The 17,404-nt window shown below is 48.0% G+C and carries 13 protein-coding genes, 1 tRNA gene and 1 pseudogene; 12 read left to right on the plus strand and 3 right to left on the minus strand.

Features of this window, described 5'->3' with window-relative positions:
- The 7 genes from DXD39_RS03305 to DXD39_RS10075 are packed head-to-tail and all read left to right on the plus strand — an operon-like array spanning window position 1 to window position 7,990.
- Window positions 1-1,218: an NAD-dependent epimerase/dehydratase family protein gene (locus tag DXD39_RS03305; protein WP_117803107.1), complete on the plus strand. Its 1,218-nt coding sequence runs from the start codon at window positions 1-3 to the stop codon at window positions 1,216-1,218.
- A gap of 55 nt (window positions 1,219-1,273) precedes the next feature.
- A complete protein-coding gene (locus DXD39_RS03310; RefSeq protein WP_147347877.1) occupies window positions 1,274-2,350 on the plus strand; it encodes a glycosyltransferase in 1,077 nt (358 codons plus the stop codon).
- A gap of 53 nt (window positions 2,351-2,403) precedes the next feature.
- Window positions 2,404-3,570, plus strand: a complete 1,167-nt coding sequence (gene wecB / locus DXD39_RS03315) for a non-hydrolyzing UDP-N-acetylglucosamine 2-epimerase (RefSeq protein ID WP_117803109.1) — start codon at window positions 2,404-2,406, stop codon at window positions 3,568-3,570.
- Window positions 3,552-4,808 (plus strand): glycosyltransferase family 4 protein, encoded by a 1,257-nt coding sequence (locus DXD39_RS03320; protein WP_147347878.1) that lies wholly within the window; start codon window positions 3,552-3,554, stop codon window positions 4,806-4,808. The genes wecB and DXD39_RS03320 overlap by 19 nt, the downstream gene beginning before the upstream one ends.
- Window positions 4,809-4,832: 24 nt before the next feature.
- Window positions 4,833-5,534: a glycosyltransferase family 2 protein gene (locus DXD39_RS03325; protein ID WP_117803111.1), complete on the plus strand. Its 702-nt coding sequence runs from the start codon at window positions 4,833-4,835 to the stop codon at window positions 5,532-5,534.
- 7 nt (window positions 5,535-5,541) lie between these two features.
- Window positions 5,542-5,898, plus strand: a complete 357-nt coding sequence (locus DXD39_RS03330; RefSeq protein WP_117803112.1) for a DUF2304 domain-containing protein — start codon at window positions 5,542-5,544, stop codon at window positions 5,896-5,898.
- 49 nt (window positions 5,899-5,947) lie between these two features.
- On the plus strand, window positions 5,948-7,990 hold the full coding sequence (locus DXD39_RS10075) for a DUF6541 family protein (RefSeq protein ID WP_147347879.1): 2,043 nt from the start codon (window positions 5,948-5,950) through the stop codon (window positions 7,988-7,990).
- A 243-nt stretch (window positions 7,991-8,233) separates the two neighbouring features.
- Here DXD39_RS10075 and DXD39_RS03335 read toward each other — a convergent pair whose 3' ends face one another.
- Window positions 8,234-8,596 carry a transposase gene (locus DXD39_RS03335; RefSeq protein ID WP_233541092.1) on the minus strand — a complete coding sequence of 121 codons (363 nt, stop codon included), beginning with the start codon at window positions 8,594-8,596 and terminating at the stop codon, window positions 8,234-8,236.
- Between the two features lie 165 nt (window positions 8,597-8,761).
- Window positions 8,762-10,633, minus strand: a complete 1,872-nt coding sequence (locus DXD39_RS03340) for a glycosyltransferase (RefSeq protein ID WP_117803113.1) — start codon at window positions 10,631-10,633, stop codon at window positions 8,762-8,764.
- A 268-nt stretch (window positions 10,634-10,901) separates the two neighbouring features.
- On the opposite strand from DXD39_RS03340, the gene DXD39_RS03345 reads away from it, so the two are divergent.
- Window positions 10,902-12,647, plus strand: a complete 1,746-nt coding sequence (locus DXD39_RS03345; protein ID WP_255415036.1) for a hypothetical protein — start codon at window positions 10,902-10,904, stop codon at window positions 12,645-12,647.
- 31 nt (window positions 12,648-12,678) lie between these two features.
- On the opposite strand, the gene DXD39_RS03350 is transcribed toward DXD39_RS03345, so the two are convergent.
- On the minus strand, window positions 12,679-13,608 hold the full coding sequence (locus DXD39_RS03350) for a glycosyltransferase family 2 protein (protein ID WP_117803115.1): 930 nt from the start codon (window positions 13,606-13,608) through the stop codon (window positions 12,679-12,681).
- 161 nt (window positions 13,609-13,769) lie between these two features.
- Here DXD39_RS03350 and DXD39_RS03355 point away from each other — a divergent pair, with 161 nt between their 5' ends.
- From DXD39_RS03355 to DXD39_RS03370, 4 genes and pseudogenes are all read left to right on the plus strand, one after another.
- Window positions 13,770-14,615 carry an ABC transporter permease gene (locus DXD39_RS03355; RefSeq protein ID WP_233541093.1) on the plus strand — a complete coding sequence of 282 codons (846 nt, stop codon included), beginning with the start codon at window positions 13,770-13,772 and terminating at the stop codon, window positions 14,613-14,615.
- Window positions 14,616-14,627: 12 nt separating this feature from the next.
- A pseudogene (locus tag DXD39_RS03360) lies at window positions 14,628-15,392 on the plus strand (ABC transporter ATP-binding protein); the annotation flags it as partial.
- A 591-nt stretch (window positions 15,393-15,983) separates the two neighbouring features.
- Window positions 15,984-16,060, plus strand: a tRNA-Arg gene (locus DXD39_RS03365).
- Between the two features lie 114 nt (window positions 16,061-16,174).
- Window positions 16,175-17,404, plus strand: coding sequence for a polysaccharide pyruvyl transferase family protein (locus DXD39_RS03370; RefSeq protein ID WP_117803117.1), 1,230 nt, complete (start codon window positions 16,175-16,177; stop codon window positions 17,402-17,404).

Below are 17,404 nucleotides of genomic sequence, written 5' to 3' on the forward strand. Positions count from 1 at the left end.
GTGCGCGTCCTCGTAACCGGTGCGAAGGGGTTCGTGGGCAGGAACCTCTGCTGCGCGCTGAAGAACATTCGCGACGGCAAGGACCGCCGTGCCAAATACCAGCAACTCCTTCCCCTCGAGGTCATGGAGTACGACGTGGACTCGGCGCCCGGTGAGCTGGAGGACTTCTGCTCCCGTGCCGACTTCGTCTTCAACCTGGCCGGCGTCAACCGCCCCGAGGACCAGGCGGAGTTCATGGAGGGCAACTTTGGGTTCGCCTCCACGCTGCTGGACACGTTGGAGCGCCACGGCAACAGATGCCCCGTCATGCTCTCCAGCTCCGCGCAGGCGAGCCTGTCGGGCCGCTTCGAGGGTTCGGTCTACGGCGAGTCCAAGCTCGCGGGGGAGGGCCTCTTCCGCGAGTACTCGGAGCGCACGGGGGCGCCCGTGCTCATCTACCGCTTCCCGAACCTCTACGGCAAGTGGTGCCGCCCGCGCTACAACTCCGCCGTGGCCACCTTCTGCGACGCCATCGCCAACGGCCGCCCCTACACCGTGAACGACCCCTCGGTGGAGCTGGAGCTCCTCTACATCGACGACCTGGTCGACGAGATGCTGGGGGCGCTGCTGGGCGAGGAGCACCGCTGCGGCTACGAGGGCCTCGAGAGGGTGGAGGGAGACGGGTTCTGCTACGTCCCTAACACCGACGTGAAGACACTGGGCGAGATCGTCTACCTGCTCGACAGCTTCCGAGACAGCCGCGAGACGCTCTCGGTGCCCGACCTTTCGGAGGGCTCCTTCTCCAAGAAGCTCTGGAGCACGTTTCTTTCCTACTACGAGCCGGGGCACTTTTCCTATGGCCTCAGGCCTAACACGGACGCGCGTGGCTCGTTCACCGAGTTCCTGCGCACGCCAGAGCGCGGTCAGGTCTCCATCAACGTGTCCAAGCCAGGCATCACCAAGGGAAACCACTGGCACATGAGCAAGTGGGAGAGGTTCCTGGTGGTCTCCGGCACCGCGTCGATCAAGTTGAGGAAAGTAGGGGAGGATGCCGAGGGGAACCCGTTCCCCGTCGACGAGTATATAGTTTCTGGGTCTGACATGCGCGCCGTGGAGATGATTCCCGGCTACACGCACTCCATAACCAACCTGTCCGACACCGAGGACCTCGTGACGGTCATGTGGGCAAACGAGCCCTTCGACCCCGAGGACCCCGATACTTTTTTCGAGGAAGTTTAGCTTGACGGTTTACGCTCATATAAACAGCGTTCCAGACGGATCTACGGGTAGGATTATGCTTGCTGAGCATAATTCTCTTCTGGAGAACGGCGAAGAGTCATATGCTTTTTGGGGTCGCAGAGCCAATAAGGATGTATTGAATGGTCGCCAATTTGGAACTATGATTAATTTTATTATGGATGTAATTGAGACTTTTATTGATGGAAAGTCTGGCTTTCATTCTCGCTTTCAAACTTATCGTTTAATTAAGGCTCTCGATAGCATTCGTCCGGATGTAGTTCATCTCCATAACCTTCATGGTTATTATTTAAATCTGCCTATTTTATTTCGGTGGTTGGCGAAAAATGAGTGCAAAGTGGAATGGACGCTTCACGATTGTTGGGCGTTTACGGGACATTGCGCTTATTTTTCATATGTTAATTGTAATCAATGGAAAGAGTCTTGCTGTTCCGTAGAGGCATGCCCCCAGTTAAAAACCTATCCGCCAACTTTCGCCCCTGACTCATCATGCAATTGGTGCTGGCGTGAAAAAAGACGGCTGTTTACTTCCTTGCCGGTTGACCGACTTAAGTTGATTGTTCCATCAAATTGGTTGGCAAATTTGGTTTCGGAATCTTTTCTATCGGGCTATCCCGTGGAAGTAAGGTACAATTCAATTGATAAAACTGTATTTAAGCCGACTCCAAGTGACTTCCGCAGTCATTTCGGAATCGGAAACCGTTTTATGATTCTTGGCGTTGCTAGTCCTTGGAGTGCTCGCAAGGGTCTTGATATTTTTGTCCGTCTTTCTCGTGAGCTTGACCCCAATCGCTATGTAGTTGTTCTTGTTGGTCTTAATGAGAGACAAAAGGTTCATGCGGGGGATAGAATACTGAGTCTTTCCAAGACTAGTAATGCAAGGGAACTTGCTGAAATATATTCCACTGCTGATGTATTTCTACACCCTGGTGTTGAAGAGACATTTGGCCTTACTGTTGCTGAGGCCCAGTCTTGCGGAACGAGGGCTCTTGTGATGGAGAATACCGCTTGTGCAGAAATCGCTGACGCTTCTTTGGGGACTGTTGTTCCTGCTGATTATGAGGCAATAAAGTCCTCTATTTTGGATATTTCAAGGCAGCAACCAATTAGCTAGTCCTTATGAATCTATTTGACTGTATAAATCATGGAAATCCATGGGAGAAAATAATGATTGAGTTCAAAGATGACGGCCGTCTGAAGCTCCTGATCATCGTGGGCACCCGGCCCGAGGTCATCCGCCTGTCCGAGGTCATCAAGAAGTGCCGCCGCCATTTCGACTGCCTGCTGGCTCACACCGGGCAGAACTACGACTACACGCTCAACGGCATCTTCTTCCGCGACCTGGAGCTCGCCGATCCGGATGTCTACCTGGACGCCGTGGGCGCCGACCTGGGCGAGACCGTGGGCAACATCATCGCCGCGAGTTACAAGCTGATGGTCCAGGTCCAGCCCGACGCGCTGCTGATCCTGGGCGACACCAACAGCTGCCTGTCCGCCATCGCGGCCAAGCGCCTGCACATCCCCATCTTCCACATGGAGGCGGGCAACCGCTGCAAGGACGAGTGCCTGCCCGAGGAGACCAACCGCCGCATCGTCGACGTGATCTCCGACGTAAACCTGGCCTACTCCGAGCACGCCCGTCGCTACCTCAAGGACACCGGCTGCGCCCCGGAGCGCACCTACGTCACGGGCTCGCCCATGGCCGAGGTCCTGCGAGCCAACCTGGACAAGATCGAGGCCTCGGACGTCCTGACCGAGCTCGGCCTTGAGCCCAGGCGCTACATGCTGCTCTCGGCCCACCGCGAGGAGAACATCGACACCGAGGCCAACTTCACGAGCCTGTTCACCGCCATCAACGCGCTGGCCGAGAAGTACGACATGCCGATCCTGTACTCCTGCCACCCGCGCTCCCGCAAGCGCCTGGAGGCCACCGGCTTCAAGCTCGACCCCCGCGTCCGCATGCACGAGCCCATGGGCTTCCACGACTACAACTGCCTGCAGATGAACGCCTTCGCCGTGGTGTCCGACTCCGGCACCCTGCCAGAGGAGTCCAGCTTCTTCGCGAGCGTCGGCCGCCCGTTCCCGGCTGTGTGCATCCGCACCTCCACCGAGCGCCCCGAGGCGCTTGACAAGGCCTGCTTCACGCTGGCCGGCATCAGCGAGCGCGGCCTGCTGCAGGCCGTCCGCACCGCCGTCGAGCTCGACGCCGAGGGGTCGCTGCCCGAGGCGCCCGTCCCCGACTACGCCGACGAGGCCGTCTCCACCAAGGTGGTCAAGATCATCCAGAGCTACACCGGCGTCGTGGACAAGATGGTGTGGAGGAAGATTGTTTAATGGCTTGCTCATGTGCTGGGAAAAAAATACTTGTCGTAACGCAGCATTTTTATCCAGAGACCTTTCGAGTCAATGACATCGTCAAAGGTTTTATTGAAGACGGTGCAAGTGTTGACGTCCTTTGCGGTATTCCAAATTATCCTTCAGGCGAATGGGCCGAAGGATATGGTTATTGCGGCCATCGTCACGATGATTACCATGGTGCGTCTGTCTTTCGGTCTGGTGAAATACGCCGAAAGGGAAACACTTCGGTCCGCATTTTCCTGAACTATATTAGCTGGCCGATTACTGCATCTCTCAAGGCATTGAGCCTCAAAAATAATTACGACGTTGTATTTTGCTATAACACAAGTCCTATTTTGATGATAATTCCGGCTAGGTTTGCTGCATGGCGAAATAAATGTCCTCTTGTCACGTATGTGTTGGATATTTGGCCTGAAAATTTGTATACCGTTATAAATGTCCAAAATAGCTTTCTGAGAGCTTTTGCCAAATCTTTTTGCGACAAGCAGTATGCCGTCTGTAATAAGCTGATTGCCTTGAGTGACTCTTTGGCTGACAACTTATTTCATAGGATTAAACCTTTGAATCCGGATGTTTTGATAAGTGTAATACCTCAGCACTGTGAGGAGGTTTACGAACAAAAGAGTGTTTCACAGGAGCTGAGGTCGCAATTTGGAAGTCAGTGTGTTTTCCTTTTTGCCGGATCAATAACTCCTGCACAGGGTCTTGACACAGTTATTGAGGCGTTCTCGTATGCAATCAAAAATAGTTCTGTTGAGATGAGACTGCTAATTCTTGGCGATGGCATGTCCAGAGCGGAATTGCAGAAGACCGTTGCAAATAAAGGACTGAGCGAGTTCATTTTGTTTATTGGGCGCGTAGATCCTGAAGTTGTGCCCATGTATTCAGATATTGCAACGGCAATGATTGCACCATTCGCCGACAATCCCGAGCTAGAGCTTACTATTCCGGCGAAGATTTCAAGTTGTATGGCGTCTTCGAAACCAATACTTGCTGTAATGCGCGGCGAAGGGGCCAATGCGGTCCGTTCTGCTAAATGCGGGTTTGTCTCCAATCCCTCAGATGTTAATGCGCTTGCTGCAAATATGGTAAAAATTGCCTCAATGAATAAAGATGCTACTGATGCTTTGGGATCCAATGGCTTCAATTATTATCGTGAGCATTTTTCGAGGCGTGTTTGTTTAGATAGAATAGAGCAAGTTCTATTTGATTAACCGCTCTTTGTATGGAGTTCATTGATGCTAACGGATCCACGAGTTTTGGTGATTATTCCCGCATATAACGAAGAGGCTAATATCGAGGCTGCTGTCGGTGCGGTAGTCGAAGCGGGATTTGATTACGTCGTTGTTAATGACGGCTCAAAAGACTCTACACTTGAAATATGTAAATCAAACGGTATTAATGTTCTAGATTTACCTCAGAATCTTGGTATTGGCGGTGCTGTTCAGGCTGGGCATAAATACGCTCGACGATACGGCTATGATGTTGACGTTCAGGTTGATGGCGACGGACAGCATGATCCCAAATATATATCTATGCTCGTTGAAGAGATTTCAAATGGCGCTGATTTGGTTATTGGGTCTCGGTTTTTATCTTTGCAAGATGGATTCAAGTCAACTCGACTCCGTAGAATGGGAATTAAATGGCTTTCTTTCTGGCTGCATCTATTTACTGGGCATATAATTACTGACCCAACTTCTGGTTTTCGCGCATCGGGTCCTAAAGCAATCAGCTTGTTCTGTGGGGACTATCCGGACGATTATCCAGAACCGGAATCTATTGCCACATCACTTAAAGCTGGTCTGACGGTAAGCGAGGTTCCAGTCAAAATGCGCGAGCGGCAAGGCGGTGTTTCTTCAATAGGCGGTATTTCTTCGATTTATTACATGGTAAAAGTGTCGCTTGCAATATCGATTGCTTGCTTGACTAAGCGAAATTAGGTTAATCATGAGCCTTGCACTTCGAATTGGGTCTTCTCTAATATTTTTTTCTTTGTTGCTTTACGTGTTCAATCTTGTTTCGAAGGGGAAGCTTCTTCTCAAGTACTCCTTGTTATGGATTTTTCTATGCTGTATCGCTCTTCTCTGCCTTTTGGCACCTAATTTGGTTTATCTAATTTCAGACTGGATTGGGTTTATTACGGCTTCTAACTTTGTTTTGGTAGTAGCTGTTGTTTTGCTTTTATTGATATGTCTTTCTTTGAGTATTGCGATTAGTCGTTTGGTTGTAGCTACGAAAAACCTTACTCAGCGTATCGCGCTTCTTGAAAAAGTTTTAGAGGATGCCTCAAGTCGATCAAATTGACAGTTTGTCAGGGGCAATAATCTAATGGTTTTAATCGAACTGGATTCTAATGATCAACTGGCTTTATTTTATTGTGGTGTCATTTGCGCTTACTGTTTCGTTGTATTTACCTGGTCTTATTTCTTTTTCAAAATTTGACATTCCAAATCATCTTCTTGTGGCGTTATCGCCTATTTTCTCTTTAATGGCGTTGTTTTTGGCGATGTTGCTATCCTATGTCGCACAAATATCCGTGCCCTGGTATTGGTATGTCCTTTTATTGGTGATGTTATCTTTTGTCTTTGCTATAAATAATCGTCGGTGTTTATTGCAGCGCATTAATAACGTTTCGGCAACTTCATTCTGTGTATTTGTCGTATATATGTTGGTCTCACTTATCTTGGTTGCTTGGATCTACCTTAAAAATCTTGATGGCCCGAGCTCTGTGATACCTTATTTTGATAACGCGTTTGCACTTTCCACAGTGCGATCCTTTAGCAATACCAAGTTATATGGCGTTTTGTTTAGCTCTTGTTATAGGGACAGTTCAGTTCTGTTTAATGGTACCAGCTACTATCCGACTGGTATGCACTCTATTGCGGCATTGCTCGTCGAGATATTTTCAATTTCTCCTAGTGAGGCTCTGAACATTATAATTTTTGTATCCCTATGTCCGATTTTATGCCTGTCTGTACGAAGCCTGATTTCGTCATGCTATCCAGAAGATAATGTTGCTCAGCTATCTGGCTGTGTTGTCTCATATTTTTTTGTTGCTTTTCCCTGGGGTCTAATTACATTTGGTTCGCTGTTGGCTAATCTTTTCAGCCTTGTTTTTGTGCCTGCGGCGATATCGTCTGCTATTATTCTTTCAGATCGGCTGGTAAACAGAAAAGGCAGCATTTCTCATGCCGCGATTGCCTTCATTCTCGCACTTATTCTTTTGGCTTTTACTCATCCTGGTTCCTTATTTACCGCTGGCGTAGTGATTGCTCCACTAATTGTCAAATCAGTCTATACGTGCTCTAAGTGCTCGGGTAAACAGAAATCGTGGCCCAGCCATTTATTTGTAGCGTGCATTGCGATATTAGCGGTGGTCACTGTTTGGGTTATTTGCTATTATTTGCCTCCGCTCCATGCGACCGTTTCATTTAATTGGCCAGCTTTCCAGTCTTTTGGTACTGCTGTTTCATCTTTTTTTACTCTGTCATTTTTTGATTTTCCTGCCCAGCTTCCAGTTTGCTTGCTAGTCCAGTTTGGTTTAATTTCATGTTTTCGTAGAAAAGACCAAAGCAATTGGCTCATCGCGTCTGCTATATTCGCGGGTGTTCTTTATATTGTTGATGTTTCAACGGATGGCTACTTAAAGCAATTGCTTACGGGTTTTTGGTATACAGATTCAAGAAGAATTGCTGCAATTGTTGTCATTTCGCTTATTCCCTTTGCTGCAAGAGGAATGTCTTTGCTATTTAGGCATCTATATCATTATGCTGCATCAAAACCTGATACCGGTATATCACCGCGCGTATATTCAGGTCTATGTATTTTATTACTTCTCGGATTTGCTTTTGGGCCGTCTCTCGTGGTGAACGGCTCGTTTACCCTGTCTTCTGCCTTTAGTTATTTAAGGTGCACGTTGAGTTCTATTAATGAGTTAAACGGCAAACCGTTTGTAAATGGTGCGGTTGAGACCTTGATGCTCGATAAAGATGAACTGTCGGCTGGTTCGAAAATTGCCGATATGCTTGATCGACAATATGTAGTATTGAATAACCCACTAGATGGCAGCTCTTTCTTCTACGGTCTTTTTAACGTTAATCTACTGTACAGGCAGTCCTCCGCACAGGACCCCTCGGATTCTTATACTCTTCTTCGCAAGCGTATTCATGAATACACGTCGAATCGAGCTGTAAAGCAAGAGGTTTTGGACAAGCATATTAGGTATGTTTTGCAATTAGATTCTGGTGTGAGTCCGTCAGACTCAAGTTCCTTTTACTGTGTTTATGATCCTGATTTTTGGTCAGGAATACAGTCAATAGATGCAGATACTCCTGGGTTCAAATTGATTTACAGCAAAGATGATATACGTTTATATGAATTAACTGATGTTTATTAGACGCGGGGTTTGTATCTGTATTTTCCGATAGCACGCTGCTTTGGTCTTAGGCAAGCATATCGGGCATAACGAAATTGCGACGCATTCTTTTCTTTGGGGGTAGGTATGGGCTTCCAGTTCGGCCCCATCCAGCACCGTCTCGGCCCTCGGACGGCACTTCTCGAGTATGATGGGTAGTGTCGAGAAAGTTGGTGTAAGGGCCCTTGCGGCCCCTGTGTCCGATATCCGGAATCAGTTGATATCCTAGGCCGCCTCCACGCTGTCGGCAAGTTCCAGGCTGGATTCGATCATCTTTCTGGCCGTCTTCTCCAGTTCCGCCCAGTCGTGCTCGCCCACGGCACCCATTCTGAACGCGGCGTCATGCATCTCGGCCATCTTCCTCTCCAAGAAGTAGCGCGAGCCGGACCATGTTTCGGCCTGGTCGCACATGACGGCGCCCACGAGCCTGAGCAGCGAACTCTCCGACGGGAAGACCTGCACCACGCGCGAGCGGCGCTTTATCTCCCTGTTGGCGCGCTCCTGCACGTTGTTGGTGCGCAGGCGCTTCCAGTGCGACGGCGGGAAGTCAAGGTACGCGAGCGCGTCGGGCTCCGCCTCCTTGAGCACCCTCGGCGCGCTTACACCAACATTTCCGACGCGATCGGACGCTACCAATAAAAAGGGCGCCGTGGCCCCTGCCGGCTACGGCGCACAGCATAGTATCAGCGATGAAGTTTCGCGATATTCTGTAATGCACAGGCGTGCAACTACTCAGTTGGCTTAGCCAACAAGTTAGATTCCAAGATACCTTTTCCAAAACTCGTCCGATGTAACGGTTGGCCTACTCTGAGAATAGGCTTCAGCAAGCTTTTTCTCACATTCCTTGAATTGTTTAACATCGGCTTTGTAGCGCTTAAGGAGCTTGGCGTACTCCTCGGTATCTTTTGTCCTAATACAGCCCATTCGGTTGTACCAGTCAATAACAATAATGTACCTTTTCCCTCGGATTGCTCCGGCGGGATATTCCCAACCGTGTACGGGGATGACTGCAAATCCAGAACCATCTCCTGTTAGAATTCTTTGCCTATTGTCGGTGATAAAATCGACAAATCTTTGCGAAATCGATCGTGGCTTGTCTCCAGCAATTAATTGTCTATCAATATTATCAATGGAAAAGCCTTCAATTCCTATCTTGCGAGCTTGTCTCTCTAGCTCGCTGAATGGAACCATTGCTTCCTTCTTCTTATTTGCCTCCATGAACGTTTTCTCGGCAATTCCGATTTCGCTATAGAAATCGGGTCCTTTCATGAAGTCCTCGAATGCATCAAGAACTAAGCTGGCATTTTTATAACCATACTTTTTGAGCTCGAGTCGAACGTTATTTTTTAATTCGTACATGAAATCAGAGTTTGTTCCGAATCCAGTGGTGAATTTGGCAATAAGCGTGTTCCTCGTTGTTTGGTAGCGCTCGACCGCCGCGTTGTATCTAACATGAAAACTTTCATGCCAGATGCAGATGCTGTTCATCGTCATAAAAGGTTTTTTGCATCGAACGCCGTATTCCGCATCGTCGCACCTAACAAAATAGGGAAGAGGCAATCCGTTTTCTTCTATAGCGCTCATCGGTATACAGCAATACCACCATGCCGCGTAGCGGGCGTTGGTGTCACGAATGTTTTTAGGGATTCTAAACGTCTCGTTGTAAACAATGTCTTCAAAACGGGATAGGTATAAGGGCGGTTTAGCGGGGGAGAAAGAGCCGAGAGGGGTCATATAGCCAGTGTCTTCCCACTGTTGATCAGCAATGCCGTAATTCAGCATTGCGCCGCTAATCATCGCTTCGTTATAGTCTTTGTTTACTATCCTTAGCAGGTTATAAGTTCTTTTGATGCTCTCTGGAGATACAGCTACGTCGTCGTCCATAAGCAGAACGTGCGTTGCTTTCGGTTTCTGCTCTTTGGCAAGAATCATCCCGTAAGTGAAGCCGCCTGCGCCGCCAACGTTCTGGTTAGGATGAATATGGACATGACCGTTTTCCAGGGCTGATGAATCGAGCGTTCTGCCATTATCTATTACGTGCATATTAAAGTGGTCGGCGATTGGGTCGGCGCTATCAAGGATTGCCGTTTTGACAAGCTCGATATTGGACTTAATGTACTGTTCTTTTTTGAAGGTTGTAGTAGCCAAAACAAGCTCAACGTCTTTTAGGGGCTGATCCGTCAAGACTGAGTAGTAGCTATTTCGAATTTGTACGGGTCCTGTAGTGCGAATGATAAAACCGACCAGAATTGTGTCATCGCTCGTTACCAGTTCGGTATCTAGAACAACAAAGGAGTCGGATTTCTCTATGCATCTTTTCGTGGCATCAAGAACAATTGGACATGATGAAAATCTATCAGAGGTTGTTTGCACCACCTCGCACGAAGCGCCCTTTAGTTCGAGGTGAAGATAATACTTTTGTGCGTTTGTATAAGTATTAAGTTTATTAATCGAAAGCGCGTTGAAATAAGTGCTGAAGTCAAATTCGCCTTCGCCGTTGAGTTCCCAGGCATCACTATCGGGAAGAAAGACAACGGGTTCAGTTGAACGACAATACAAAGAGGGATAATTGACTGCGCGTGCGCTGTGCTCCAAGAGTACATTTGCGAACTTCATCAGGGGCATTTAAATCTCCATTTCTTGTAAAGAATCTTGATTCATTATATAGATATACACGATGTTTCACATTATTCATAAGGTGCTGTAGATGACTGCAGGGGTGCGCGACTTACAGTCAATTTAGGCGATAATGTTATTGCTTGTATCTTCTCGAAGGTAAGTATGGGAGTTTATTTTGAAACTTAATTATAAGTTAGCCAACATAGTGTGCTGCGTTGATGACCACGCGATTTCCCACTCGGAGCTCTATTATCGGATTGAACGTGGCAGTATTGTGCGCTCCCTTCCCGGGAATCGCTTGCAGATTAACGGAACCGTTGACTTTATGACGTATGTCAACGGATTTTCCGCTTTGAAATGGAGTCAATACGCGCAGCTCGATGAGGTCTGTCTGAATTTGGTTCTTGATGGATCGGGACTTGTGCACATTTATGGCGTAGAACATGGGTCACTCGATCCAGTGCAAATTAAACAGGTTCCTTTTTCTCCTGAGACTGGATTGGGCTCGTTGGCCATTAGTGTCTGTCTGGAGAATTTTGACCTTATTGGGTTCTCTATATCCTCCGAGGAATCGACTACCGCGACTTTGGTTAAGGGCTGTTATGCCGCAACGGTGGATGGGGACGAGGTAAATCGTGTTGACCTCGCTTTGTCTACGACAACGTTTAAAAATGAGAGATATATCATTCCCAACATCGATCTTGTTAAAGAGGGTATCTCTAAAGAGGACGGTCCGATTCGCGACCACTTCCACATGTTTGTCGTCGACAATGGCCAGACGCTCGATTCTGCATTACTTTCCGATGAGCTGGTCACTGTTCTCCCGAATCCCAACACGGGGGGTTCGGGAGGATTCGCACGTGGAATGATGGCGGCTACTGAAACTCCTGATCAGTACACTCACATCATTTTGATGGATGACGATGTCTCTATTATGCCCGAGAGTTTGATCCGCACGTTCAATCTCCTCTCTCTTGCTAAAGGCAAGTATAAGGATGCCTTTATTAACGGCGCCATGCTCTCAATGGAGGACCCTACTCGTCAGTTTGAGGATGTCTCGTATGTGGCGACTACCGGTGCTTATCGTCGCGCAAAAGATGATCTGAATGTCGGCAAGCTGGCTGACATCCTCGAAAATGAACGCACGAACGTTGAAGTTGATCAGGCCTATGGGGCTTGGTGGTATAGCTGCATTCCGGTGAAGGCTATCGAAAAGAACGGCCTTCCCATGCCTTTCTTTATCCGCTGCGACGACGTTGAGTTTGGCATGCGCAATAAGCCTGTCTACATGACCATGAATTGCATTTGCGTGTGGCATGCAAGCTTTGAGGGGCGTTTCCGCGCTTCGGTTGACTGCTACCAGTACTTCCGCAACTTCTTCGCTATGATTGCTCTCGATGATTGTGCTGATGAGAAGATGTTTGTCCTTCGTATTCAGCGAGGGGTACGTCAGAACTTGCGCGATATGGACTATCAGGCTGCCGAGTTTATTCTCGATGGCTTTGAGGATTATCTGCGTGGCCCTGAGTATCTCCAGAAGCTCGATGGCGCCGCGACGATGATCGGCAAGGGTAGGTTAAACGAAAAGCTTATTCCTGTTTCCGAAATGGATCCAGAGCTTCTTCGCAAGGCTGGGGTTACGGAGCAAGTGCTCGCTAATGTTAATCTGGAATTCCATCCTTCGAAATTTATGAAGTATTGGAGATCTATTCCTTACGACAAGCACTATCTTCCCGATGCGCTGTTGCGCGGAAAGCCTGGCTATGCAGTTAAGAATGGCAGCTGTACGCTTGAAGGCAATTCGACGCGTTGCAAGACGCTGGTATTTCTTGATCCGACCCGCGAGAAGGGGTCGGTCCGCACGATGGATCGAGCGCGGTTCAAGAGTATTCGCCGCCGAGAGCACGAACTGATGGCGCGATATCGTAAAGAGGGCAAGAGCGTCAGGGGGGCATGGAAAGATGCCATGCCGTACATGACTTCGCGAGAGTTCTGGGAACAGTATTTAGGTCTGAAATAAGAAGAGGTCCGGATTAAGTCCGGACCTCTTCTTATTTTGAATAGGTTTTATAGGCTTGTAGCTCCCATTGTTTTCTTTCGACTTTTGCTACTGAGTCGAGGATTAGTCCCGTTGCTAGGCTCAACCCACACAGGAACATGAATGAGGCCGCAAGTATGGCCGTGGGGAAACGGGGGACTAAGCCGGTTTGGAAGTACTCCATAACAATTGGAATTCCGAGGGCAAGGCCTATGATGGCGAAGATGAGCGCTATAAGTGTAAAGAACTTGAGCGGACGATAGTCTTTAAAGAGCGTTCCAATCATTGCGATGACCTTGATGCCGTCGCTAACGGTGTTGAGCTTGGACTCGGAGCCTGCGGGCCGATCGCGATACTCCACCGGCACGTCTTTAATTCGCCAGCGGTGATCGACAGCGTGGATGGAGAGCTCGGTCTCAATCTGGAAGCCCTCGCTCAAAACGGGGAAGGTCTTGACGAAGGGTTTGCTCATGGCTCGGTAGCCGGTCATCACGTCGTCGAAGCTGTAGCCGTAAATCCACTTGATCATGGCGCGAACAAGATTATTGCCAAAGCCGTGGAAGGCCCTCTTGTTCTCTTCGGCATAGGTGCCGTTTGACAGGCGATCGCCAACGGTCATATCGGCTTCGCGGTTAAGGATGGGCTCGCAAAGCGCCTTTGCCGCCTCGGCGGGGTAAGTGTCGTCTCCATCAACCATTAGATAGCATTCAGCATCGACATCACGGAACATTTGGCGACATACGTTACCTTTGCCTTGTCTAGGCTCGTGACGCACCGTGGCCCCGTGCTGTTTTGCGACTTGCGAAGTGTCATCGGACGAGTTGTTGTCGTAAACATAGACAACTGCACCGGGCAGCTCTCGATGAAAATCGTCGACAACTTTGCCAATCGTCAACGCTTCGTTGTAACAGGGAATTATGACGGCGGTATTCGAATAGTCCATATAGGACCTCCTTTAATGACTTATCTGGTCGAAAGTATACCTATCGCCTTCCCCTTTGATTAGATATGGGTTAGTTCTCCAGATTTGTTGCGGTGAGTTATCGTCTACGTGGGAGGGCTATACTTTCCACTGTTATGTTTTACGAGACAAGGAGATGGTCCGTGGCTGACAACGTAGAGAGTCAGAAAGCGGTGGCTAAACCGGCCTCTCACGCTAAAAATGATTTTGAAAAGGACAAGTTCATTCTTAAGCAGCTTGTCACCAAAGATTTTAAGATTAAATATCGTCGCAGTGTTCTGGGTGTGGCATGGTCCGTGCTTAACCCGCTGCTGATGATGATTGTTATGTCGATCGTGTTTTCGACAATCTTCGCGCAAGGCCGTAATGGCTCTGTTACCCCCGAGTTGTATCCGCTTTACCTGATTGTCGGTAACGTAACGTTCTCCGTCATGTCCGAATCGACGAACCAGGCGCTGATGTCTATCATTTGGGCGTCCTCGTTGCTGAAGAAGGTCAAAGTGCATCGTTGGGTGTTCCCGGTGCAGAAGGTGTTGTTCTCGCTCGTCAACTTTTCCTTCTCTTTGGTTGCCGTCGCCCTTGTTATGCTCTTTTTCCGCGTGGCTCCTACTTGGCATTTAATTCTTCTGCCGGTTTGCCTGCTGTTGCTCATGTGCTTCTGTATGGGTTTGGGCATGATGCTGTCAGCATTGGCAGTCTTCTTCCGTGACGTTATGCATCTGTGGAGCGTTGTTATTACTGCTTGGATGTATTTGACGCCGATTTTCTGGACGACAGACTTTATCAGCCAAATGGCACATTGGATCCAGGTCCTTGTGGTTGTGAACCCCATGTACAACTACCTCCAGTTTATGCGTGATATCTTCCTGTTTAATACCGTGCCTTCTGCGCTTACCTTTTGGCTGTGTGTTGTTTGGGCTATTCTTGCTCTTGCTATTGGTTACGCCGTCTTTCACAAGACCGAGCACAAGTTTATCCTCTACATCTAAGGAGTGCTGCTCATGACTGAATCTGCTATTGATTACAGCAAGCAGCCCCTTGCTGTTGAGGTCAAAGATGTCACCATGATCTTTAACATGGCGTCTGAATCGCTTACGAACCTCAAAGAGTATTTCATTAAGCTTGCTAAGCACGAGCTGTTCTTTGAGGAGTTCCGTGCGCTTAAGCACATTTCGTTCGATGTGCATCGCGGTGAGGTCGTTGGCCTTGTTGGTACTAACGGCTCCGGCAAGTCTACGATGCTTAAGATCATCGCCGGCGTTTTGGAACCCAGCGAGGGCAAGGTTAAGGTTCACGGGAATATTGCGCCGCTTATCGAGCTTGGAGCGGGCTTTGACCCCGAGCTTACCGCGCGTGAGAACATATATCTGAACGGTGCGCTGCTTGGGTACACCAAGGAGTTTATCGATGTAAACTTTGATGGAATTATTGATTTTGCTGAACTCGATAATTTCGTCGACATGCCTCTGAAGAATTTCTCGTCGGGCATGATTGCACGCATCGCGTTTGCGATTGCCACTATAACTGAACCTGACATTTTGATTGTCGATGAAACACTCTCGGTCGGAGATGTCTTTTTTCAAGAGAAGTGCGAGCGTCGCATTCAGCATTTCATTGAGAGTGGTGACGTGACGGTTCTATTCGTGTCTCACTCTATGGAGCAAGTTGAACGCATTTGTCAGCGTGCGATATGGATTGAAAAAGGCGAGTTACGTATGGATGGCCCTGTTCGTACTGTATGTTCCGCTTATCATGATCAATTCAGCTTTGATTTTATTGATGTTGATCGGAATTCGAAATACGCCCAGGATATTAATTGGATGGTAGAAAAGAGAATTACAAGGGGATGGGCTATAGATAATACTCATCGAGAATTTAGGGGAAAGGAAAAGATTAAACGGCAGGATTTTGCTACTTTTGTCTTTAGACTTGTCAAAGAACTGGATCCCAATGTAAGAGACGGGGATAAAAATCAGTTTGTAAATCCTTTCTTGGACGTTGACATTTCTTCGCCTGGATCATTTGCGATTTATTGGCTTAAGAATGAAGGCTATTTGCCTGAGTTCGATGCTAAACGGGATTCCTTTTATGGCGACGAGCTCATGTCGAGCTCTGATGCCATAGAATGGCTGAGTTTATTGCAACGGCATTTTGGTTTCGGTGAGCTTATTGATTATGGAGTGAATTCTGCTCGTTTGTCGCGCGAAGAAGCTGCTCATTTGCTAAGGATTTTTCATGATTCAATTTCGCTCGGTGGCGTAACGGGATAATTACTCCGTTTGGTTCGTACCATTTTTCATGGTTGATTCGCTTTTTATATCTATCGCCATATAGTACTTTTGTTAGTATACATTCAGGCTCCATTAGCTCAGTTGGATAGAGCAGGGGACTTCTAATCCCAAGGTCGACGGTTCGAATCCGCCATGGAGCACCAGAGAAGAGTAGGCCGGGTCGCTTGCCCGGCCTTTTTGTATTGGGATCATTGACGTTTCTGGTCTGTCATCTGGTTTAAAATACTGTACACCAATTTATTTGAAGCGGAGGTTTGATGGGCTTATTAGGTTCTATTGGCCAAAAACTTATTTCTTTTGACCAGAGTCGTCAACCTCGACCCCAACGCAAGGCCTTATATTTGATTTGCGAGCCCGGATGGCCGAATTACGGTGATGAACTTATTGCCCGAGAATGGCTTCGGTATATTTCGAGTATTGATCCCGATCTTCCGGTCATTCTTGACTGTAATAGGCCGGGTTCCGCTGCAGCTATTTTGTACGGTATTCATAAGAATTTAGTCTGCGTTGACACTATTGCGCGCCTTACTTTCGAAAATGAATTTGTTAAAGGCAACCATAATCTCGAATCAGTTTCTGAGATAGCATTCGCTGTTAGGCGAGCGTTGGACTGGCAAGGAGGAAATCCCCACTACGCTAGTGGGGTCAAATTGCTTGAGGACGCTATCGCCGGCGTTCATTACTTGGGCGGCGGGTATTTAAATGGGACCTGGAAGCCTAATTTGGCGCGTTTGGAACTTGGGCGCTGGGCCACAGACCATGGAATTCCAGCTATTGCCACGGGTTTGGGGTTGATGCCGCTTTCGAAAGATGACCTATCGTATGTCAATGCTGCTTTTGAGAGCTTCGATTATGTTGGGGTTCGTGATGCTGATACTTATGATGCTCTTAATGGCGTTCGCAATCTACGCTTAGATGTTGATGACTGCTTTATCAACGGCTTGGAAGATTGCATCCAAACCGACGCAAGTGAATTGTTGCCAGAATATATGGTTTGTGTTCAGCATGAATTTTGTTGTGATTCGAGTTTGGTATTTGATGCGGTTGATCGTACGCTTAAAGCATGGGGGGTTAAACCTGGCATCGACCTTGTCGGGGTAGTCGAATGTAATCCCATTATAGACAGATACATATATGACTATTTGATTGGTCGAGGAAACAGCCTTCGTTTTTACTCTACCCTTGAGTTGCTTTCGGAAGGTCTGCCGGTGCGGTGTGATCAGAAGTGGATTTCATCTCGGTATCATCCACATCTCATTGCTTCTTCTTTTGGCTGTTCGGGTGCGTTTATTAATGTTGACGAAGAATACTACCCAATTAAGCAAAACGCTGTTTTAAGGATGGGCTCCCGATGGAATGAAATTTCACTCGAGAGCATCCCCGAGACTCCCGGTTTTGGTTTTGAAGATCTTGACAGTCGTAATAGATATAGAGATCGAATTCGAAGTAGTGTTTCTGATTTCTATAAACGAATTTTAGATTGTTAA

This window comes from Collinsella sp. TM04-29 (genome assembly GCF_003466565.1).
Lineage (GTDB): Bacteria > Actinomycetota > Coriobacteriia > Coriobacteriales > Coriobacteriaceae > Collinsella.